Origin of the sequence: Streptomyces sp. NPDC002044, assembly GCF_040296725.1 — a bacterium.
In the GTDB taxonomy this organism is placed as follows: domain Bacteria; phylum Actinomycetota; class Actinomycetes; order Streptomycetales; family Streptomycetaceae; genus Streptomyces; species Streptomyces antarcticus.
Window position 1 is genome coordinate 1 of the sequence record NZ_JBEOXU010000110.1, and the last position, 21,959, is coordinate 21,959.

The 21,959-nt window shown below is 74.6% G+C and carries 14 protein-coding genes; 5 read left to right on the forward strand and 9 right to left on the reverse strand.

The genetic code is table 11. From position 1 onward, the window contains the following. Positions 1-1,978, forward strand: a 1,978-nt coding sequence (locus ABT106_RS23605) for a YfhO family protein (RefSeq protein WP_351280654.1), incomplete at its 5' end; no start/stop codon positions are given. A 222-nt stretch (positions 1,979-2,200) separates the two neighbouring features. Here ABT106_RS23605 and ABT106_RS23610 read toward each other — a convergent pair. From ABT106_RS23610 to mfd, 4 genes are all read right to left on the reverse strand, one after another. After that, the gene (locus ABT106_RS23610) at positions 2,201-3,709 is read right to left on the reverse strand and encodes a protein kinase domain-containing protein (protein WP_351280657.1); all 1,509 of its coding nucleotides are present in this window, start codon (positions 3,707-3,709) and stop codon (positions 2,201-2,203) included. After that, the gene (locus tag ABT106_RS23615) at positions 3,706-4,257 is read right to left on the reverse strand and encodes a hypothetical protein (RefSeq protein ID WP_351280660.1); all 552 of its coding nucleotides are present in this window, start codon (positions 4,255-4,257) and stop codon (positions 3,706-3,708) included. The genes ABT106_RS23610 and ABT106_RS23615 overlap by 4 nt, the downstream gene beginning before the upstream one ends. Positions 4,258-4,427: 170 nt before the next feature. Further along, positions 4,428-6,500 carry an N-6 DNA methylase gene (locus ABT106_RS23620; protein ID WP_351280663.1) on the reverse strand — a complete coding sequence of 691 codons (2,073 nt, stop codon included), beginning with the start codon at positions 6,498-6,500 and terminating at the stop codon, positions 4,428-4,430. Between the two features lie 201 nt (positions 6,501-6,701). Further along, positions 6,702-10,259 (reverse strand): transcription-repair coupling factor, encoded by a 3,558-nt coding sequence (gene mfd / locus ABT106_RS23625; protein ID WP_351280666.1) that lies wholly within the window; start codon positions 10,257-10,259, stop codon positions 6,702-6,704. A 296-nt stretch (positions 10,260-10,555) separates the two neighbouring features. On the opposite strand from mfd, the gene ABT106_RS23630 reads away from it, so the two are divergent. Continuing rightward, on the forward strand, positions 10,556-11,962 hold the full coding sequence (locus tag ABT106_RS23630; RefSeq protein ID WP_351280669.1) for a DUF2079 domain-containing protein: 1,407 nt from the start codon (positions 10,556-10,558) through the stop codon (positions 11,960-11,962). A gap of 122 nt (positions 11,963-12,084) precedes the next feature. Here the strand turns inward: ABT106_RS23630 and ABT106_RS23635 are convergent, their stop codons facing one another. Then, the gene (locus ABT106_RS23635) at positions 12,085-14,673 is read right to left on the reverse strand and encodes an ABC transporter permease (RefSeq protein WP_351280672.1); all 2,589 of its coding nucleotides are present in this window, start codon (positions 14,671-14,673) and stop codon (positions 12,085-12,087) included. Then, on the reverse strand, positions 14,670-15,446 hold the full coding sequence (locus ABT106_RS23640; protein WP_502979465.1) for an ABC transporter ATP-binding protein: 777 nt from the start codon (positions 15,444-15,446) through the stop codon (positions 14,670-14,672). The genes ABT106_RS23635 and ABT106_RS23640 overlap by 4 nt, the downstream gene beginning before the upstream one ends. Before the next feature lie 342 nt (positions 15,447-15,788). Between ABT106_RS23640 and ABT106_RS23645 the strand changes: the two genes are divergently transcribed. Together ABT106_RS23645 and ABT106_RS23650 are read left to right on the forward strand one after the other, a co-directional pair. Beyond that, the gene (locus ABT106_RS23645; protein ID WP_351280676.1) at positions 15,789-17,345 is read left to right on the forward strand and encodes an MFS transporter; all 1,557 of its coding nucleotides are present in this window, start codon (positions 15,789-15,791) and stop codon (positions 17,343-17,345) included. A 104-nt stretch (positions 17,346-17,449) separates the two neighbouring features. After that, entirely contained in the window at positions 17,450-18,304 is an 855-nt protein-coding gene (locus tag ABT106_RS23650) for a hypothetical protein (RefSeq protein ID WP_351280678.1), read from the forward strand. Between the two features lie 19 nt (positions 18,305-18,323). Here the strand turns inward: ABT106_RS23650 and ABT106_RS23655 are convergent, their stop codons facing one another. Further along, positions 18,324-18,872 (reverse strand): CGNR zinc finger domain-containing protein, encoded by a 549-nt coding sequence (locus ABT106_RS23655; protein ID WP_351280681.1) that lies wholly within the window; start codon positions 18,870-18,872, stop codon positions 18,324-18,326. 82 nt (positions 18,873-18,954) lie between these two features. Between ABT106_RS23655 and ABT106_RS23660 the strand changes: the two genes are divergently transcribed. Further along, positions 18,955-19,845, forward strand: a complete 891-nt coding sequence (locus tag ABT106_RS23660; RefSeq protein WP_351280684.1) for an alpha/beta fold hydrolase — start codon at positions 18,955-18,957, stop codon at positions 19,843-19,845. A 47-nt stretch (positions 19,846-19,892) separates the two neighbouring features. Here the strand turns inward: ABT106_RS23660 and ABT106_RS23665 are convergent, their stop codons facing one another. Together ABT106_RS23665 and ABT106_RS23670 are read right to left on the reverse strand one after the other, a co-directional pair. Continuing rightward, a complete protein-coding gene (locus ABT106_RS23665) occupies positions 19,893-20,765 on the reverse strand; it encodes a coiled-coil domain-containing protein (protein ID WP_351280686.1) in 873 nt (290 codons plus the stop codon). 134 nt (positions 20,766-20,899) lie between these two features. Next, on the reverse strand, positions 20,900-21,959 hold a 1,060-nt coding region (locus ABT106_RS23670), incomplete at its 5' end, for an SUKH-4 family immunity protein (protein ID WP_502979466.1).

Here is a 21,959-nt window from a genome sequence, read left to right on the forward strand (position 1 = left end):
GTGGTGGGCGGCGGGGCTGCTGGGCGCCTCGTACGGGCTGTGCGGCTGGTCGGTGGTCGAGGGCTCGTACAACCCGATGTGGCTGGACGGGCTGATCGCCTTCCCGCTCCTGTGTCTGACGGGTGAATGGGCCCTGCGGGGGCGCCGGCCCGTCCTCGGGGTGCTGGTGGTCGCGGTGTGCTGGACGGCGAACTTCTACACCGCCTACATGGCGACCCTGGGCGCGGTGCTGGTCCTGGCCGTACGGGTGGTGCTGACGCGGGAGGGGGCGGGGCCCCGGCCGCGGGCCGTCGGGCGGGCCGCCGCGACGGCCGCGCTGGGCCTGGCGCTCGCGGCGCCGGTCCTGGTCCCGCTGTTCCTCAGCTCCGGGCAGGCCTACCCGGGATGGTCCCGGGAGTTCCGGCCGCTGCCGTGGGCCGACGTGTTCGCGCGGCTGCTGCCCGCCACGTACTCGTTCTCCTCCCCGGCCGTCTTCGTCGGCACCGGCACGCTGCTGCTGGTGGCCGCGCTGCCGTTCCACCGGGGGGTGCCCGCGCGCGCCCGGTGGGGGTGGGCGGGGCTGACGGCGGCGGTGGCGCTGTCCCTCCAGTGGGCTCCGGCGCACCTGGTCTGGCACCTGTTCGCCACCCCCAACGGGAGCCCGTACCGGCAGACGTTCGTGCTGGCCGGGATCGCCGTGCTCGCCGCCTGGACCGGGCTGGCGGCGGGCCCGCCGCCGCCGCGGGCGCTCGCGGCCGGGGCGGGGCTGCTGGCGGCCGCGGCGCTGTGGGCGCGCGGCAGCACCCTGACGACGGCCTGGGGGTACGGGCTGTTCTGCGGCGGGCTGGTGGTGGCGGCCCTCGCCTGGTGGGCGCTCGGGCGGCCGCGGCCGCGGCTCCTGGTGCCGGCCGCCGGGCTGCTGGCGGGCGTGCTCCTCGCGCAGGCGGCCGCGACGGGGGCCCAGGGGCACCGGGGCAAGCTCGGCGGCCTGGACGACTACCCGTCGTGGGGCGCGGCGCACACCGCGCGCGCCGCGGCGCTGGAGGCCGCCGGGGGCTGGCCGGCGTACCGCACGGACGCGGGGCGGCCCGCCCTGTCGGGCAACGACCCGATGCTGCTGGGCGGGGAGGGCGGCGCGTACTACAGCAGTCACACGCCGAAGGTGTTCACGGACACGATGGCGGCGCTCGGGGCGGGCTGGACCTCGCGCGGGCGCAACGTCCAGAGCATCGACAGCCCGGTGACGGACGCGGTCTTCGCCGTCGGGGCGCGGCTGCGGCCGGACGGCACGGTCGGCCGGGCGGAGGTCCCGCCGCTGGTCACCGTGCGCCCGCCGGGCCCCGCGCCGGTGTACGGGGACTCCCCGTTCGCCAACCAGGAGGCGCTGCTGGGCGCGCGGGTGTACGAGGACCCGGTCGCGCCGGGGGTGTGCCGCGCGGGCACGGAGGTCTTCCTGTGGGCCCCGGAGTACAACGCGACGGCCCGGCGCGCGGACGGGCCGCCGTTCCGGCTGAACGGCGCGGCCCCCCGCAACCGGGCGGCCGTGCAGCCGCTGGGCGTCTCCCGGGGGGCGTCCTCGGCGCTGGTCTTCGACGCGGCCCCGCCCGCCCGGTGGACGCTGTCCTGCCTGGACCGGGCCCGGCTCGCGCCGGCGGTGGCCGCGCTGCGGGCCTCGGGGGCGGTGTCGGTGCGGGTGGGTTCCGCGGACGTACGGGCCGTGCTGCCCCCCGGGAGCACGGGCACGGCGGTGCTGTCCGTCCCGGCGGTCGCGGGCTGGAGCTGCGACGGGCGCCCGGCGGCGGCGTACCTGGGCCTGGTGTCCGTCCCGCTCGACGGCCGCCCGGGCCCGTTGACCTGCTCCTTCCGCCCGCCGGGTCTGATCCCGGGCGCGGCGGTGGCAGCTGCGGCGGCGCTGACCCTGGTCGCCCTGGTATGGCGCTCCCGGCGGCGCGGCAAGGCCCCGGTCACTCGTTCGGACGAAAGCACCCTTCCGGCGTAGAACGCAGCGTTCTACGCCGGAGGCACGTACGGGCGACAGCGGCCGCTTACACCGATCCGCTCCTGCGATCGCTCGATTCCATCCATCTGGCCACCGCGCAGCTCCTGGCCGGCCGGCCCGGCGCCGAACAGCTCACCTTCGTGACGTACGACCAGCGCCTGCTCAAAGCCGCCGAGTCGCTGGGTCCGGCCATCGCCGCACCGGGCACCTGAGCGGGCTCCGTCAGCGGACCTGACCGAGCCAGTGCAGGGTGCGGCGGACCTCCGTCGGGAACGGGTGGGCCGGTCCGTGCAGGCGGTCCGCGTCGAAGAGCAGGCGGACCAGGGTGGCGTGGGCGGCGGGGCGGTCGCCGAGGGAGAGCAGCAGGTGCGCTATCCGGCGGCGGACCTCCAGGGGCAGGCCCGGGTCCGGATTGGCGTAGTGGTTCTCGAACAGCGGGAGCAGGGAGCGGTACTCCGCGAGGGCGGCGGCCGGTTCGCCGAGTTGCTCCAGGCACTGCGCCGAGTCGTAGCGAAAGCGCAGGGACTGCGGGTCGCCGGCCGGGAACTGGTCGGCGAGGCGGCGCAGTTCGGGCAGCGCGCGGCGGTACTGGCCGTCGTCCATCAGCGTGGCCGCGTACTGCTTGCGCAGGGAGCGGACCACCGGGGAGTGCTCGCCGTGCTGGGCCACGGCCGCCGGGAGGATGCCGCCGAGGATGTCCCCGGCCTGGGTCAGCTGCCCCTGGTCCAGGAGCGTGCGGGCCTCGTCCACCGCGCCGGGGATGTCCGGCCGCGGGGGCGTCGGCGGGTCGGCGGGCCGCGGCGGGATCGCCGTGGCGCGGTCGGGCCAGGGGGCGTGGGGGCGCGTGAAGGGGCGGGTGGGGTCGAGCGGGCCCGCCGGGGCGGCGCCGCCGCGCGCGGGCAGCAGCGGCACGAGGGCCTCGTACACCTCCTGGGCGGAGGCGGGGCGGTCCTGCGGGTCCTTGGCGAGGAGGTGCAGCAGGACGGCCTCCAGCTCCGGCGGGACCTCCGGGCGGAGCTGGCGGACGGGGAGCGGGGGCTCGTACAGGTGGCGGTGCAGGACGCCGAGCGCGGTGGACCCCGCGAAGGGGACGTTCCCGCTGAGGAGTTCGTACAGCACCACACCGAGGGCGTAGAGGTCGGTGTACGGGCCGACCGCCCCGCCCATGGCCTGCTCGGGGGCCATGTAGGCGGGACTGCCGATAGGGGTTCCGGTACTGGTGAGGCGGGTGGTGTCGGTGTCCATCACCGAGGCGACGCCGAGGTCGAGGACGAGGACGGTGCCGTCGGGCCGGACCATGACGTTGCGCGGCTTCAGGTCGCGGTGGACGATCGGCACCGCGTGCACGGCCGACAGGACGGCGCACAGCTGCGCGACGATCGCGACGGCCCACGGCCAGGGGTACGGGTCGTGCTCCGCGAGGTGGTCGGCGAGGTCGGCGCCCTCGACGTAGCCCATGACCAGGTACAGCTCGTCGCCGTCGCTGCCCGCGTCGTGCACGGTGACCAGGCCGGGGTGGTCGACCTGCGCCGTGACCCGGCACTCGCGCACGAAGCGGCGGCGCAGTTCCTCGGCGACCGTGCCGGGGCCGGCCACCTTGTCGGGGCGCAGCAGCTTGACGGCGACCCGCCGGTCCAGGCGCTGGTCGTAGGCCGTCCAGACCTGTCCCATGCCGCCCTGGCCGAGGATGGTGGCGAGCTGGTAGCGCTCGCCGATGAGCCGTTCGGTCACCTGGTCGGATCCTCGTCGCGCGGCGGCTGCTTGCGCAGGAGCTCACTGAGCTCGTCGAGCTCGGCCCGGACCTGACCGATCCGCGGCGGCGGGGTGGCGTGCGGCGGCTGCTGGGGCTGCGCGGGGTGCTGCGGCTGGGTGGTCCGGGGGGCCGGCTGCTGGTGCGGGTAGCCGTACCCCTGCGACTGCTGCTGCTGGGGCAGGTGCGACGGGAGGTAGGGCGCGCTCTGGGAGCCGTACCAGTGCGCGGACCGGTCGGCCGCCCTCGCCTCGAAGTGCTTGATGTCGGCGACGAGGAAGTACACGCAGATGGCGAAGCCGGTGAAGATCGAGCCGCCGGCGCCGAGGTTGCCCTGCCAGCCGTCGGTCTCGGGGGTGGGGTCGAGACCGATCAGCGTCATCCAGAGCACGACGAGGCCGCCGCTGACCACCAGCAGCACCCAGTCGCGGGTCTTGCGGGTCACCAGCGCGAGTCGCAGCATCGACCCCCAGGCGAGGAAACCGCAGCTCAGGATGGGCAGCAGCGCGAACAGCACGCGCAGCGTCACGACACCCCCGGAACTGGGTGGGTGACCGTGCTGCGGCGGGAGGCCGGGGCCGTGCATCGCTGCTCCTGACGGGCCGTGCGGAAGAAGATTCGGATCGAAGGGTATACAGCCTTCCCGGCCACCGGTGAGGGGATGGGCCCAACCGTTGCAGGGTCGCCGCACAGCGGGGGCTACGGCGTGACAGTGCCGTCCGAGAGGCCGTCGTACAGGCCCTGGACGAGTTGCTCGCCGAGCCGCCCGGCCTGGCGCAGCGCGTCCTCGAACTCGGCGAGCGCCCGGAAGCGGTCGCCGTAGCGCCGCTGCCGCTCCAGCGGGAGCCGGGGCAGCCGGAGCCGGCGGACGTCGAGACGGGTGGCCGTGGAGGCGTGGCTGCTGGCGCGGCGGTGGTTGGCGGTGCCGCGCAGGAATCCGGCCAGGAACCAGGGGTCGAGGACGCCGGGGTCGGGGCGCAGCAGGTGCAGGCCGCGGCCGGGAACCGCTCCGGCGGAGTCCGCGTCGACCACGCGGACGGCGCGTGCGCCGGAGGCTCCCCCGGCACCGGAGGCTCCGCCGGCGACGGGGACGAGGATGTCGCCGGGGGCGGTCAGCACGGGCGTGTCGGCGGTGGCGGCCAGGGCGCCGGAGGGGCCGCGTCCGGCACAGACGTCCCCCACGGTGAGGACGGGCGCCGTGCCGGTCCCGCCGCCGGTGCCGGTGTGCAGCCAGAGGGCTCCGGCGCGGGCGAGTTCGCCGACGGTGGTCAGCGGCGGCCGTCCCGCGTCCCCGGCGGGCGGGTCGGCGGGCGGCGGGGCCAGGCGCGCGGCGCGGGCGAGGATCTCGTCGAGCCGGCCGCGCACGGCGCTCAGTTCGGCCGGGCCGCCGCCCGCGGCGGGCGGGAGGTGCCGGGCGGGGGTGAGGTCCACGTCGTCGTCCAGCAGCTCGATGACGGGCACGACGCGGCTGACGCCCGGCACCTCCTCGGCCGTGCCGGTGCGTTCGTACGCGGCCCAGGCGGCCTCCACCGTGCCGTGCACGGCGGGCCAGGCCGCCCGGGGCCGGCCCTCGGCGGCGGCCGTGGCGGAAGCGGCCGTGGCGGCGGTGTCGACGAGCAGCAGCCCGGCGGGGGGCGCCGCGTGCGGGGCGGGGCGGCGCAGCACCCACAGGTGCAGCGGGATGCCGTGGGGCGGGGCGGTCCCGGCGGGGAGCGCGATGACCGCCCGGAGCGCTCCGCGGCGCAGCAGGTCGGCGCGGATGCGGCGGCCGGAGCGGCGGGCGGCGACGGCGGGCGGCATGAGCAGCACGGCGGTGCCGCCCTCGCGGAGGTGGGCCACGGCGTGCTGGACCCAGGCGAGTTCGGATTCGGTGCGGGCCGGGAAGCCGTACTCCCAGCGGGGGTCGTAGGCCAGCTCCTCGTGCCCCCAGTCGCGTTCGTTGAACGGCGGGTGGCAGAGCACGGCGTCGACGGCGGGCCGCGGATGGGCGTCCGCGCGCAGGCTGTCGGCGGCGGCCGCGCGGACCTGGGCGGAGCCGTGCAGGGCGAGGCGCAGCGCGGCCAGGGCGGCGAGTTCGGGCGAGGAGTCCTGCGCGTACAGGGTGGTGGCGCCGGGGACGGCCCGCAGCAGGGTGCCGGTGCCGCAGGCGGGGTCGAGCACGGTGCGGGCGCCGGGTCCGGCGAGGGCGGCCATGAGCTCGGCCAGGCCGCCGGGGGTCCGCGGGTACGGGCGGGGGCCGGCGTCGAAGTGGCGGGCGAGCAGGAACTCGAAGGTCTTGCGCGCGCCGAGTCCGGCGGCGAGTGCGGCGGCGGCGCGCAGCAGCGGCACGGCGGCCGGCCGGGGCGGCGCGGCGGCGAGCGGGTGGCCGGGGCCGAGCCGCGCGGCGAGCACCTGGCCGAAGACGGGCCGCAGCAGGGCGGCCGTCCGCTCGTCGGAGACGGCGGTCAGCTCCAGCCAGTCGGTCGGCCGGTCGCGTACGACGAGCAGTGCGGTGCCGACTTCGGTGAGCGCGGGCACGGCTCCGCCGGGGTGGGCGCAGACCTGCTGCCAGACCCGTTCGCGCAGCGGGACCTCGGCCGGCTTGCCCTGGGCCCGGAGCCAGTCCTCGACTTCGGCGAGGGCGAAGGAGGGGCTGGTCTCGCTACCGCCGGCGGGCTTGGGGAAGTCGGCGTGGCGGCGCCGCCAGTTGCTCACGGCGGCGCGGCCGACGCCCGCCAGCCGGGCGATCTCGGCGGCGGTGACCTCTGCGCCTGCGGCGCTCTCCTCGGGCATGCCGGGGAGCATACCCGTGCACCGGTGAAGGGCCCGTTGTCCCTGTTGACTTGAGAACGACGGTGATCCGCGTTGACCCGGTTCACAGTCATCGCTCGGTACGCGGCGACCGCTCCGGATCCCGGCGACCGCTCAGGGTCCCGGGAGGCCCGGCAGGCCGGGAGGCCGGGAGCCCGCCCGGGCTCCCGGCCTCCGTCGCGTTCAGGACCCGAGGATGGTGGTGAGGAACTCCCCCGTCCACGCCAGCAGTTCCCGCCCGACCAGCGGCTTCCCGCCGACCCGGCCGGTCTTCGGGCGCGGGATCAGCACCTGCGAGGTGGCGGGCTTGAGGACCGCCCCCGGGTAGAGCCGCTTGAGGCGCAGCTCCTGCGACTCGCGCAACTCCACCGGCCCGAAGCGGATGTTGGGTCCCTGGAGGGTGATGTCGCCGACGCCGCAGGCACGCGCGAGCATCCGGAGCCCCGCCACCATCAGCAGGTTCTCCACCGGCTCCGGCAGCTTGCCGTAGCGGTCGGTCAGCTCTTCCCGCACGGCCTTGACGTCGGCCTCGGAGGCGGCGGCCGCGATCGACCGGTACGCCTGGAGGCGCAGCCGCTCGCCGGGCGCGTAGTCGTGCGGGACGTGCGCGTCGACGGGCAGCTCGATCTTGACTTCCAGCGGGGGCTCCTCCTCCACGCCGCCCTCGACGGCCGCCCGGTAGTCGGCGACGGCCGCGCCGACCATGCGGATGTACAGGTCGAAGCCGACACCCGCGATGTGGCCGGACTGCTCGCCGCCGAGCAGGTTGCCCGCGCCGCGGATCTCCAGGTCCTTCATGGCCACGTACATGCCGGCGCCCATCTCGGTGTGCTGGGCGATCGTCGCGAGCCGCTCGTGCGCGGTCTCGGTCAGCGGCTTCTCCGGCGGGTACAGGAAGTAGGAGTACCCGCGCTCGCGGCCGCGGCCGACGCGGCCGCGGAGCTGGTGCAGCTGGGAGAGGCCGAAGGTGTCGCCGCGCTCCACGATCAGGGTGTTCGCATTGGAGATGTCGATGCCGGACTCGACGATCGTGGTCGACACCAGCACGTCGAACTTCTTCTCCCAGAAGTCCACGACGACCTGTTCCAGGGCCTGTTCGGACATCTGGCCGTGGGCGGTGGCGATCCGCGCCTCGGGGACGATCTCCCGCAGCCTGGCGGCCGCCCGGTCGATGGACTCGACGCGGTTGTGGATGTAGAAGCACTGGCCCTCGCGCAGCAGCTCGCGGCGGACGGCCGCGCCGATCTGCTTCTCCTCGTACGGGCCGACGAAGGTGAGCACCGGGTGCCGCTCCTCCGGCGGGGTGGTGATCGTCGACATCTCGCGGATGCCGGTCACCGCCATCTCCAGGGTGCGCGGGATGGGCGTCGCGGACATGGTCAGCACGTCGACGTTGGCGCGGAGCTTCTTCAGCTGCTCCTTGTGCTCGACGCCGAACCGCTGCTCCTCGTCGACGATGACCAGGCCCAGGTCCTTGAACTTGGTCTCCTGCGAGAACAGCCGGTGGGTGCCGATGACCAGGTCGACCGAGCCCTCGCGCAGGCCCTCCAGGGTGGCCTTGGACTCGGCGTCGCTCTGGAAGCGCGAGAGCGCCCGCACGGTGACGGGGAACTGGCTGTAGCGCTCGGAGAAGGTCCCGAAGTGCTGCTGGACCAGCAGGGTCGTCGGGACGAGGACGGCGACCTGCTTGCCGTCCTGGACCGCCTTGAACGCGGCGCGGACCGCGATCTCGGTCTTGCCGTAGCCGACGTCGCCGCAGATCAGCCGGTCCATCGGGACGGACTTCTCCATGTCCTCCTTGACCTCGGCGATGGTGGTGAGCTGGTCGGGCGTCTCCGCGTACGGGAAGGCGTCCTCCAGCTCGCGCTGCCAGGGGGTGTCCGGGCCGAAGGTGTGCCCGGGGGCCGCCATGCGGGCGCTGTAGAGCTTGATGAGGTCGGCGGCGATCTCCTTGACGGCCTTCTTCGCGCGCGCCTTGGTCTTGGTCCAGTCGGCGCCGCCGAGCCGGTGCAGGGTCGGGGACTCGCCGCCGACGTACTTGGTGACCTGCTCCAGCTGGTCGGTCGGGATGTACAGCCGGTCGCCGGGCTGGCCGCGCTTGGCGGGGGCGTACTCGACGAGGAGGTACTCGCGGGTGGCGCCCTGGACGGTGCGCTGCACCATCTCGATGTAGCGGCCGACGCCGTGCTGCTCGTGCACGATGTAGTCGCCGGTCTCCAGGGTCAGCGGGTCGACCGACTTGCGGCGCCGGGTCGGCATCCGCCCGAGGTCCTTGGTGGCGGTGCGCTGCCCGGTGAGGTCGGTCTCGGTGAGCACGGCCAGTTTCAGCGCCGGGTCGACGAAGCCGTTGGCGAGCGAGCCGCAGGCGACGTGGACGAGCGAGGGCTCCAGGACGCGCAGGTCCGCCTCCAGGCGGGCCGGGATGCCCTCGCCGCCCAGGACCTCCACGGTACGGGCGGCCGGGCCGTGGCCCTCGGTGAGGTAGACGGTGTGCCAGCCGTCGGCGATCCACGCCTTGGTGTCGGCGAGCGCCCGGGGCGTGTCGCCGCGGTAGACCTCCGGGGCGTGCATGCCGAGCTTGAGGGTGTCCGATCCCGTGCCCGACGCGTCAGCGGCCTGTGTCAGCGTCTCGTCGGCGGCGAAGGGGGACACCGACCACCACATCATGCCCAGCTCGCGGGCGTGCGCGCGGACGTCCGCGATCCCGCGCAGGGAGGCCGCGCCGACGTCGATGGGGGCCTCGCCGCCGCCGGCGGTGGCCGCCCAGGAGGCCATCAGGAACTCCTGCGAGGTCGCCACCAGGTCGGAGGCGCGGGTACGGACCCGCTCGGGGTCGCAGACCACGGCCATCGCCCCGGCGGGCAGCACGTCGATCAGCAGTTCCATGTCGTCGACGAGGACCGGTGCGAGGGACTCCATGCCCTCGACGGCGATCCCCTCGGCGATCTTGTTCAGCAGTTCGCCCAGCTCCGGGTGGGCCTCGGCGAGGGCCGCGGCCCGCTCCCGGACCTCGTCGGTCAGCAGCAGCTCGCGGCAGGGTGGGGCCCACAGCCCGTGCTCGGCGATCTCCAGGGACCGCTGGTCGGCGACCTTGAAGTAGCGGATCTCCTCGACGTCGTCGCCCCAGAACTCCACGCGCAGCGGGTGCTCCTCGGTGGGCGGGAACACGTCGAGGATGCCGCCGCGCACGGCGAACTCGCCGCGCTTCTCGACCAGCTCGACGCGCGCGTACGCGGCCGCCGCCAGCGCGGAGGTGATCTCGCCGAGGTCGGCGCTCCGCCCCTGGCGCAGGCTCACCGGTACGAGGTCCCCGAGCCCCTTGACCTGTGGCTGGAGCACGGAGCGGATGGGGGCGACCACGACGCTGACGGGCCCCGCGGCCGGGTCGTCCTTGCTGGGGTGCGCGAGCCGGCGCAGGACGGCGATGCGGCGCCCGACGGTGTCGCTGCGGGGGCTGAGCCGTTCGTGCGGCAGCGTCTCCCACGACGGGTAGTCCACGACCTCGTCGGGCGGCAGCAGCGAGCGCAGCGCGGCCGCGAGGTCCTCGGCCTCGCGGCCGGTGGCGGTGACCGCCAGGATGGTCCGCTCGGTCCGCCGGGCCAGCGCGGCGATCGCCAGCGGCCGTGCGGCGGGCGGGCCGACGAGGTCCACGTACATGCGATTGCCGTCCCCGGCCGCGGTGACCGCCTCGGCGAGGGCGGGGTCCCGGGTGACGGCGTCGAGCAGTCCGTGCAGGCTCATGGAGAGGGCTTTCCGTCCGATGGAGGGTGCGGTGGGGCGTCAGGGGCGCAACGCGAAGGGCCCGACACGTCGAACGGGCCGGGGGTTCCCACCCTACGACGCGTGCCGCCCCCGTGCGCGGGGGATTCCGGACGCCGCGGGAGTGGCGCGCGAACGCCCCCGCGCACGGTGCACGGGGTGCCCGGGCCGGGGGGCCGCCGCTCTACGATGTCCACGTAACGACCGCATTGACCGTCTGAGCTCGCCGCGCCACCGTCCGCAGGAGTTCACGCCGCCCGGCCGAGGAGCACGAGACCGTGACGAGCGACGCGATAACCCGGCCTGCACCCGCGGCCCCGGCCGCGGTGGGGCAGGTCAGGGCCCGGTGGGCCGGCCCCTACGCGGTGGCCGCCGGGCTGTTCCCCGTCTACCTGATCCTGTCCGTCGGGCGGTTCCGCCGGATGGACTGGGCCTCCTGGGACCTGGGGATCTTCGAGCAGGCCATCCGCGCCTACGCCCACCTCCAGGAGCCCGTCGCCGACCTGAAGGGGCCCGGCGCCAACATCCTCGGGGACCACTTCAGCCCGGTCATCGCGCTCGTCGCCCCCGTCTACCGGGTCTTCCCCGGGCCCGTGACCCTGCTCGTCGTGCAGGCCGCGCTGTTCGCGCTCTCCGCCGTCCCGGTCACCCGGGCCGCCGGGCGGCTGCTGGGCCGGCCGCGGGGGGTCGCGCTCGGGGTGGCGTACGGGCTGTCCTGGGGCGTCCAGCGGGCCGTGGAGTTCGACTTCCACGAGATCGCCTTCGCCGTGCCGCTGATCGCCTTCGCCCTGGAGGCGGTCCTCGCCCGGCGCTGGCGGGCGGCCCTGCTGTGGGGGCTGCCGCTGGTCCTGGTCAAGGAGGACCTCGGCTTCACGCTCGCCGCCCTGGCCGTGGTGGTGGCCTGGCGGGCGTGGCCCTCGGACCTGCGGGCGGTGCGGCTCGCGCTCGGCGTCGCCGCCGGGGCCACGGTCTTCGCGGTCCTGGTGTTCACCGTGTTCATACCGGCCTTCGCCACCGCGGGCTACGGCTACTGGGACAAGATCGACGGCGGCGGGCCCCTCGCCGGCCTCGGCACCAAGCTCACCACCCTGGGCTGGGTCCTGATCCCCACCGCCGGGCTGCTCGCGCTGCGCTCGCCGCTGCTGCTGGCCGCCGCCCCCACCCTCGGCTGGCGGTTCCTGTCCGGGGACGACCACTACTGGTCCACGGACTGGCACTACAGCGCCGTGCTGATGCCCGTCGTGACTCTCGCCCTCGTCGACGCCATCGACACCGTCCGGCGCGGCGAGCGCCCCTGGCTGCGGGCGTACGCGCTCCAGCTGCCCACCGCCGTCCTCGCCGCCGGCCTGGCCCTGGCCGCGACCGGCTTGCCGAGCGCCAAACTGGCGGAGGCCCGTACGTACGAGCGGCCCGCCCGCGTCGGCGCGATCGAGCGGCTCCTGGAGCGGATCCCCGACGGGGCGAGCGTCGAGGCGGACACCACACCGCTGACCCGGCTGACCTCGCGCTGCCGCGTGTTCTGGATCGGCGGCACCCAGGGCGTGGTGCCGGACTGGATCACCATCGACAACGCCTCCAAGTGGGCCGGCGAGGACCCCACCGTCTACGCCGCCCAGCTGCACCCCGGCGAGCGGTTCACCGTGGTGGGCGAGGCAGAGGGCATCGTGCTGATGCGCCGCGGCTGACGGCTGCCCCGTCCCGCTCCCGGCGCGGCCCCGTCCCGGACGCGGCGCGGCCCCGGACCCTCCCTTCCGGGCGGGTCCGGGGCCGTCCCCCGTTGTTTCCCCCGTGCGACCGCGCGGCGGTGCTACTCGCTCGCGATCGCGTTCAGTACGTTCATCCGCCCGGCCCGGAAGGCCGGGACCAGCGCGGCGAACAGGCCCACGAAGGCCGAGGCGGCGAACACCCCGAGGATCGTCGGCCAGGGGATCTCCAGCACCTTCAGGCCCTCCAGCGCGAGCAGCTGCTGCGCGCTGGCCCCCCAGACCATGCCCAGTCCGAGGCCCAGCAGGGCGCCGAAGAGGGCGATGACCACGGACTCCAGGCGGATCATGCGGCGCAGCTGGCGGCGGGAGAGGCCGATGGCGCGCATCAGGCCGATCTCGCGGGTCCGCTCGACGACCGAGAGGGCGAGGGTGTTCACGACGCCGAGGACGGCGACGACGATGGCGAGGCCGAGCAGTCCGTAGACCATGTTCAGCAGCTGGCCGACCTGGTCCTTCAGGGCCTGCTTGTAGTCGGCCCGGTTGAGGACCTGGTACTGCGGGTACTCCGCCAGCGCCGTCTTGACCGCCGCGTACGCGGCCGCGTCGGACCGGCCGTCCGCGGCGGTGGCCATCAGCATGAAGGGGCGCGGCATCCGGTCGGCCGGGACGTTGGCCTCGGCGACGGCGGTGCTGATGTACTTCATGCCCTTGTCGAGGGTGCCCTCGTCGCTGGTGATCGCGGCGACCTTCAGCTTGACGGTGTTCCCGCCGGTGAAGGCGACCGTCAGCTCGTCGCCGAGCTTGACCGCGTGCGCGGTGGCGTACTCCGAGCCGACCGACACGGAGTCCTTGCCGTACGCCGCCGCGTGCTCGCCGGCGACCATCGTGCGCTGGATGTCCCGGGCGTACGTCGGGTCGGTGGCGCCGAGGCCCTCCCCCTTCTCGGTGGTGCCGTCGGGCGCCGTGACCGCGGCCTCCACCAGGCGGTAGGCGGTGACGTGGTCCAGGCCCGGGGTGGCGCGCACCGCCTGCTCGGCCTGGGGCACGACGGGCTGCTGGGCCGTGGAGCTGACGATGTAGTCCGCGCCGACCGACGCGTCGAGCTCGTCGGTGGCGGAGGCCACCATCGAGGAGCCGACGACCGACAGGCAGGCGACCAGGGCGAGGCCGATCATCAGCGCGGCGGCGGTGGCGCCGGTGCGGCGGGGGTTGCGCAGCGCGTTGCGTTCGGCGAGGCGGCCCACGGAGCCGAAGGGCCGCAGGACCGCGCCGGAGAGCACCCGTACCACGCCCGCGGCGAGCAGCGGTCCGATGACGATGAAGCCGATGAGGGTGAAGACGACGCCCAGGGCCAGCCACATGGATCCGGGTCCGGCCTCGTCGGCCGTGGCGGCGAGGAACAGTCCGGCGCCGCCGATGCCCGTGAGGACCAGGCCGAGGGCGGCGCGGACGATGCCGGCCTTCCGGTCGCCGGGGACGCCGGACTCGCGCAGCGCGGCCATCGGGGAGACCTTCCCGGCCCGGCGGGCCGGGACGAAGGCGGCCACGACGGTGACGACGACGCCGAGGAACACGCCGATGGCCGGGGTGGTCCAGGCGACGGTCAGATCATCGGTGGACAGGTGCATGCCCATCTGGCCCATGAGTTCCATGAGCCCGACGGCCAGGCCCACGCCCGCGCCGACGCCCAGCACCGATCCCACGACACCCAGGAGGAACGCCTCGACGACGACGGACTTGAGGACCTGTCCGCTGTCGGCGCCGATGGCGCGCATCAGGCCGATCTCGCGGGTCCGCTGGGCGACCAGCATCGAGAAGGTGTTGAAGATGAGGAAGATGCCGACGAGGAAGGCGATCCCGGCGAAGCCGAGCATCACGTACTTCATGACGTCGAGGAAGGAGCCGACGTCCTGGCTGTTGGCGGCCGCGGCCTCCTTCGAGGTCTGCAGCTTGTAGGTGTCCGCGCCGACGGCGGCGGCGACATCGGCCTTGAGCCGCTCGTCGCTCACCCCGTCCTTCGCGGTGACGTTGACGTGGGTGAAGGCGCCGGCCGCGCCGAGCAGTTGCCGCTGCGCGGTGGCGGTGTCGAAGTAGACGACGGCCGCGCCCGGGTTGGTGACGGTGAAGGCGGCGAGGCCGGTGATGGTGGCGCGGATGTCGCCGGTGACGGCGATGGTGCGCAGTTCGTCGCCGATCGCCAGGCCGTGCTTCTTCGCCGTGTCGGCGTCGACCATCATCTCGGTGGGGCCGCGCGGTGCGTGACCGGCGGTGATCTTCATGGACTTGAGCTCGTTGGCGTTCCAGTTGCCCGCGATGGTCGGGGCGCCGGTGGTCGAGCCCATGTTCTCGTTCTTGGCGTTGACCACCGTGACCGCCATCGACAGGACGCCGCCCTCGGCGCTCTTGACGCCCTCGGCGGCGGCGACCTTCGCGACGACGGCGCCGTCGAGGACCTCGGGCTTGCCGCTGTCGGGGGTCTCCTCCCCGGACAGGGCCCCCTTCGGGCTGACGGTCACGTCGGAGTTGGTGACGGCGAACAGCTTGTCGAAGGTGGCGTTCATCGTGTCGGTGAACACCAGCGTGCCGCAGACGAAGGCGACGGAGAGCATGACCGCGACGGCGGAGAGCGCCATCCGCCCCTTGTGCGCGACGAAGTTGCGCCGCGAGGTCTTCAGAACCATGCCGCTCATGAGGTCCGCCCGCGCGCGTCGAAGTCCTTCATGCGGTCGAGGACCTGCTCGGCGGTGGGCCCGTACATCTCGTCGACGATGCGGCCGTCGGCGAGGAAGATGACGCGGTCCGCGTAGGACGCGGCGACCGGGTCGTGCGTGACCATGACGATGGTCTGGCCGAGTTCGTCGACCGAGCGGCGCAGGAAGCCGAGCACCTCGGCGCCGGCCCGGGAGTCCAGGTTTCCGGTCGGCTCGTCGCCGAAGATGATCTGCGGCCGGGCGGCGAGGGCGCGGGCGACCGCCACGCGCTGCTGCTGGCCGCCGGAGAGTTCGGTGGGCCGGTGCTTCAGACGGCCGGCGAGACCCACGGTCTCCACGACCCGGTTCAGCCACTGCGTGTCGGGACGGCGTCCCGCGATGTCCATGGGGAGGGTGATGTTCTCCAGGGCGTTCAGTGTGGGCAGCAGGTTGAACGCCTGGAAGATGAAGCCGATCCGGTCGCGCCGCAGCCGCGTGAGCTTCTTGTCCTTCAGCCCGGTGATCTCGGTGTCGTCGAGGTGGATCTGCCCGCTGGTCACCGTGTCGAGACCGGCGAGGCAGTGCATGAGCGTGGACTTGCCGGAGCCCGAGGGACCCATGATCGCGGTGAACTGTCCGCGGCGGATGTCCACGTCGACCTCGTCGAGGGCGACCACGCGCGTCTCGCCGGAGCCGTAGGACTTGACGACCTTCCGCGCCCGGGCCGCGACGGCTTCATGGCCTGCGGTGACCCCGTGCCTGGTCTCGGTCATAGCCGTTGTCACGGTGCTTCTCCTCGGTAGATGTGCGTCGTCCGCGTGCATGCGTCGCCGTCGTGAAGTCTGGGCGGACCGGGGGTCCGGCGCGCTGGTGCCCGTCGCCGTATCCGTCCGGGGGTTAACCCCACCCCCCGCGATTCCCGGCCCATGTGAACCAGTTAAGGACGCGGGGCAGCCCTGGGCCTCCTCCGCCGGGACGAGCCGTCCCTGGGCCGTTGTGCGGAGTGCCCCCTAGGGGTTCTCCACCCTCCGGCGGACCGGGTCTGGGGGATACCACCCGGTACGCCGCCGGTGAGAAGGTGTTCCCCGCATCTGTGTGCAGGGGGAAGGAATCCGGTGGGGTCAGGGGAGAGCGGGGGCGCCGCCGCGGCCGGTACGGCCGCGGGCGGGACGACGGCGCGGTCCGCCGCGGGCCGGCCGCCGTCGGCGGTGGTCGCCTCGCTGATGCTCTGCATGGCCCTGGTCGCCCTGGACAGCACCATCGTCGCGACCGCCGTCCCGCAGATCGTCGGCGACCTCGGCGGCTTCTCCGTCTTCTCCTGGCTGTTCTCCGGCTATCTGCTGGCCGTCACCGTCACCCTGCCCGTGTACGGGAAGCTGGCCGACACCTTCGGCCGCAAGCCGGTCCTGCTCTTCGGGATCGGCCTCTTCCTCGTCGGCTCGCTGCTGTGCGGACTCGCCTGGAACATGGGCGCCCTGATCGCCTTCCGGATCGTCCAGGGGCTGGGCGGCGGCGCCCTCCAGGGCACGGTCCAGACCCTGGCCGCCGACCTCTACCCGCTGAAGGACCGGCCCCGGATCCAGGCCCGCATGTCCACCGTGTGGGCCGCCTCGTCGGTGGCGGGCCCGGCGGTGGGCGGGCTGCTCGCCGCGTACGCCCACTGGCGCTGGATCTTCCTGCTCAACCTGCCGCTGGCCGCGCTCGCCCTGTGGATGGTCGCCCGCCACCTGGTGGAGCCCGTACGGTCCCCCGGACGCCGGGGCCCGGTCGACTGGGCCGGGGCGCTGGCAGTGTTCGCCTGCGGCGGGGTGCTGCTCTTCGCACTGGTCCAGGGCGGGGTGGCCTGGCCCTGGCTGTCCGCGCCCTCGCTGGGGCTGCTGGCCGGGAGCGCGGTGCTGGCCGCGGTGGTGGTGGGGGTGGAGCGCCGGGCGGCGGAGCCGATCCTGCCCGGCTGGGTGTGGCGGCGGCGCACCATCGCCGCCGTGAACCTGGCGATGGCGGTGTTCGGGCTGCTGATGGTCGCCCCGATGGTGTTCATGCCGACGTACGCCCAGGCCGTCCTGGGCCTGGACCCCATCGGCGCCGGGTTCGTGATGTCCGTGATGACCCTGAGCTGGCCGCTGTCCGCCGCCTTCAGCCAGCACCTCTACCGGCGCATCGGGTTCCGGAACACCGCCGCCGTCGGGATATCCCTGGCCGCCGTGATCCTGTACTCCTTCACCCTGCTCCCGCACCCCGCCCGGCCCTGGCAGCCCGCGCTGGTCATGCTGCTGCTGGGGGCGGCGCTCGGCCTCTTCCAGCTGCCGCTGATGATCGGGGTGCAGGCCACCGTGGGCTGGGCGGAACGGGGCACCGCCACCGCCTCGGTGCTGTTCTGCCGGCAGGTCGGCCAGAGCATCGGGGCGGCCCTGCTCGCCGCCGTCGCCAACGCCACCCTCGCGTCCCGGCTGACGGACGCGTCCGCCCCCGGGCTGCCGGACGGCCTGGACGACGTGGCGAAGGCACTGGACCGGCCGGAGCTGCTCCCCCCGGCCGCCGCCGGCCAGCTGCGCGCGGCCGTGGCCGCCGCCGTCGACCACATCTTCCTCGGGGCGGCCGTGGCCGCCCTCGTCGCGCTGCTGATCCTGCTGCTGGCGGCCCCGAGGAGGTTCCCCGTCCTCCCGGAGGACTGAGGGGGCCGAAGGGGCCGGAGGGGCCGGAGGGCCACGGTCCGGGTTGTCATGAACCGATCCGATGGGTGACCCTCGTGCCCAGGACCGTTTTCCGGGGGGATCACATGGCTTCCGCACTCTTCGCACTGGCACTCCTGGCCGCACTGGCCGGGCCGCTCGCCCTGCGGCTGCGCCGCAGCCCGGGCTTCGTCACCGGCCGCGACGGCCGGCTCTCCACCTCCACGGTGATGGCCCTGGCCTGGACGGTGATCCTGCTCTGGCTGCTGCTCACCCTCCTCGCGTACGGGCTCACGGCGGGCGGCGGCATCGGCTGGTTCCACGGCGGGCACGGCCCGATGTCGACCCTGACGTCGGTGTACCTGCCGCTGCTCGGCGGCCCGTACGTGGCCATGATCGCCGCGAAGACGGTCGTGGGCCTGCGCGTCGAGAACGGCACCCTGGCCAAACCGGCCCCCAAGCCCACCGCGTCGGGGCGGCGCCCGCTGCGGGAGCTCATCTCGAACGACAGCGGCCGGACCGACCTCGTCGACCTCCAGTACGTCGCGCTGAGCGCCGTCACCATGCTCTACGTGGTGCTCTTCTTCCTCTCCGACGTGGGGGACGGCCTGCCCCGCCTGCCCGACGAGATCTGGGCGCTCACCGGCGCCCCGGCCGGGGCGTACCTGGTGAACAAGCTGGCCACCCGGGCCACCCCGGTGATCACCGACGTCCACGTCCACGACGGCCGGCTCACCGTCGAGGGCGGCGGCTTCAGCACCGGCCCGGCGGGCCAGGCGACCCGCGTCTCGGTGGACGACACCGTCCTCCCGGCGGTGGCGGACCCGCTGACCGGCGCCCTGACGGCCCCGCTGCCGGCCGCCGCGACGGCGCCCTTCACGGTGGTGGTCACCGCCCGCGGCCTGCGCAGCGACCCGTACTGCTACGAGGGGTCACCGGCGCGGCCCGCCCCGGCTCCGTAGCCGGGGCGCCGCGCGGCGGCTACTTGTGGCGGGCGTAGTAGCGGGCCACCCGGGCCCGGTTGCCGCAGGCCGCCGCCACGCACCAGCGCCGGCGCGGATGCGCGGGCAGGAACAGCAGGACGCAGTCCTCGGCCTCGCACGCCCGCACCGACGCCACCCGGGGGTCGGTCAGCAGCTCCGCGACCGCCTCGGCCAGTTCCGCGGCGAGCAGCAGGGGCGGCTCGGCGTCCCTGCGCGACGCCGCGGCCAGGCCCGTCTCCGCGCCCCAGAGCAGCTCGCGGCGGACCGGCGCGGCCGCCAGGGCCGCGTTCAGCGTGCGCAGGGCGCCGGCCGGCGGCCGGCCGCCGCTGCGCACGGCCTCCAGTGCCGGGCGCGCGGCCTCCCGTACGCCCGCCACGGCGGCCACCTCGGCCGGGCCCACGGCGGTGACGGGGGTCAGCCGCCCGGCCTGCGCCGCCAGCCAGGCGGCGAGACCGGACGGCCCCGCGACGAGGTCGTCCTGCGCGGTGCGGGTGTTGAGCAGGTCCAGCGCGAGGGGCTCACCGGTGAGCGGGAAGGTCACTGTCACCCGGCTAATGCTACTCCCACCACTTGACCCATTAGCCACGATCGGGCAAGACTAATGGGACCAAGACCCAAGGAGCCATGTGATGACCGCTCTCCGCACCGCTCTCCGCACCGCCGTTCCGCCCGTCCGGCACCTCAGCGTCGACGTGGACGGCGTCCGCGTCGCCTACCGCGAGAGCGGCCCCGCCGACGGCCCGGTCCTGCTGCTCCTGCACGGCTTCCCCACCTCCTCGCACCAGTTCGCCCGCCTGATGGACGCCCTCGGGGACACCCCGTACCGGCTGATCGCACCCGATTACCCCGGCTCCGGCCGCACCGAGGCGCCGGCCGGGTTCACGTACACCTTCGAAAGGCTCGCCGACATCGTGGAGGGCTTCGCCGACGCCCTCGGCCTGGCCCGCTTCGCGCTCTACGTCTTCGACTTCGGCGCGCCCGTCGGCCTCCGGGTCGCCGCGCGGCGGCCGGAACGGGTGACGGGGCTGATCGTGCAGAACGGCAACGCCTACGAGGAGGGCCTCTCGGACGCGGCCCGCGCCTTCACCGGGCTGCGCCGCGAGGTCCCGGGCGACGAGGAGCGCGTCCGCGGCCTGTTCACCGCGGAGGGCACCCGCTTCCAGTACGAGACCGGCGTCGCCGACACCGGCCTGCTGTCCCCCGACGGCTGGACCCTCGACGTCCACTACCTCGGCCTCCCGGGGCGCGCCGACGCCCAGGCCGACCTGGCCTTCGACTACGCCTCGAACGTCGCCCAGTACCCCGTCTGGCAGTCCTGGCTGCGCTCCGCGGGCCTGCCGGTGCTGGTCGTGTGGGGTGCGGGAGACCCCTTCTTCACCCCCGCGGGCGCCGAGGCGTACCGCCGGGACGTGCCGGACGCGGAGGTCCACGTCTTCGACGGCGCGGGCCACTTCGCCCTGGAGACCCACCTCCCGGCCATCGCCCCGCTGATCGCCGGATTCCTCGCGAAACTCCCCTGACCGGCGGGCCGGAACCGACGGGGAACCGACGGGGAACCGGCGGTGGCTCAGCCCCCCGCCGGGGCCCGGCCCGTCAGTGCCGCCAGGCTGGAGCGGACGTGGTTCATGTGGGCCCGCATCTCATCCTGGGACTCCGTGTGCTCCCGCAGCACCCGGTCCGTCTCCCGGGCCACCCGTTCCTCCTGGACCCTGGCCTCCGCGATCACCTCGGCGGCCGCGGCCTCGGCGTCCTCCTGCCCGTGCCGCGCCGACTCCTCCGCCTCGGCGAACGCCCGCCGCGCCTCGGCCAGCCGCGCCTCCGCGTGCCGTTCCAGCTCCGCCTGGCGCGCCGCCAGCTCCGCGTCCCGCGCCGCCAGTTCCCGCTCGGCCGCGTCCCACCGGTCCGTCTGCTCCTGCTCGCGCTCCGCCAGCAGTTCCTCCGACCGCCGCCGCATCCCGTCCAGCGCGGCCTGGCCCTCCGCGCGCCACGCCTCCGCGTCGTCCCGCGCCCCCGCGCGCGCGTCGTCCGCCTCCCGCTGGGCCCGCAACAGCCCCTGCCGGGCCCGTACCTCGGTCTGCTCCCGTACCGCCTCCGCGTCGTGGCGGGCCAGCTCCGCCACCCGCTCGGCGTGCGCGCTGGCCGCGTCCCGCGTCGCGGCGGCGTCCGCCCGCGCGTCCTCCCCCAGCGTCTGCGACTCCTCCCGGGCGAGCAGCAGGATCCGCCGGGCCCGTTCGCTGAGTTCGTCGTACGTCTGCGGGGCCAGCCGGGACACCGTCTCGCGGAGCCGCGCCGCCTCGCCCTCGCGCTCCTCGGCCAGGACGGTCAGCCGTGCCACCCGCTCCCGGGCCTCGTCACGGCTGCCGGAGAGCCGGGCGAGATACCGGTCGACCTCTTCCGTGCGGTAGCCGCGGCCGCGCACGGTCGCAATGGGTGCACTCATCCGGGAAACGCCTCTCTCGCGGGGATTCCTGTCAAGGATGCGTCATGTGCGAGCGGAAGCCGGAATGGCCGGGCCGAGACCCTGTTCGAAGGTCTCGCCCCGGCCATTCAACCGATCTTCGGATCAGCCGGCGATCACAGCAGTCCGTCCCACATCTGCTCCAGCAGCACCGACCACCAGTTCTCCGGCGACGCCAGCGCGGCGCTGTCGAGGCCCGCCAGATTCGCCTGGAAATCGACGGTCCAGCGGCCCGCCTGCTCCGGCGTCAGATGCTGCCGCAGCCGCCACATGTGGCCCAGCATCGCCAGGGACCGAACGAACTGCGGCAGGCTGGAGTTCACGAACTGCGGCGGCACCGGGGCACCGCCCGGACCGCCCTCCACCGGCACCGCCACGATGCTCGCGGTCCCGTACTGCACGCAGAGCGCCTTGCCGAAGTCGCTGCCGACGACGAGGTACGAGCCGGCGTCCGACGCCGGCTGCACCTGCCGCTGCGCGGCCAGTTCGGCCAGCGTCGGCACGGGCTGGCCCGGTACCGCCTGGCCCCAGAAGAACGGCCCGAAGTCGACGGGTACGCCCGCCCACATCAGGGTCTGCGCCACGATCTCCGGCACGCCCTGACGGGACACGGCACGCTGCTCGAAGCGGAACACGCCCTGCGGGCCGAAGGCCCCCGCCAGTTCCTGCGCGATGGCGTCCAGGGGGATCGCCGGCTGGAGCGGGACCTGCGGCAGCGGGGCCCGTACCGGCGCGGGGCGCGCCGGGCCGTCGGCCACCTGGTGCAGCTCCCCCTGGTGGGTGAGCAGGTGCCGCATGCCCTGTTGGCGGCCCGCGTGGTCCGTCCCGTACGGGGCCACGCTGGTGATCCGTACCTGCGGCCAGGTCTCCCGGATCATCCGGGCGCAGTACCCGCCGGGCAGCTCACAGGACGCCAGCTCGGTGTGCAGCTCCAGCACCTGCTGCGGCGGCACGTTCATCGCGCGCAGCTCGTGCAGGATCTGCCACTCCGGGTGCGGGGTGCCGGGCGCCGAGCGGCGGATCAGCTGCTGCTCGGAGCCGTCGGGCGCGCGGTAGCGGAGCACGGCCTGATAGCCGGGGCCTCCGCGTCGGTGCCGGACAGCAGCAGGGACAGCAGGTCGCTGCGGTCCTGTCCTTCGGCGCGGTACTGGGCGATCACCTGGTCGATGATCGCGC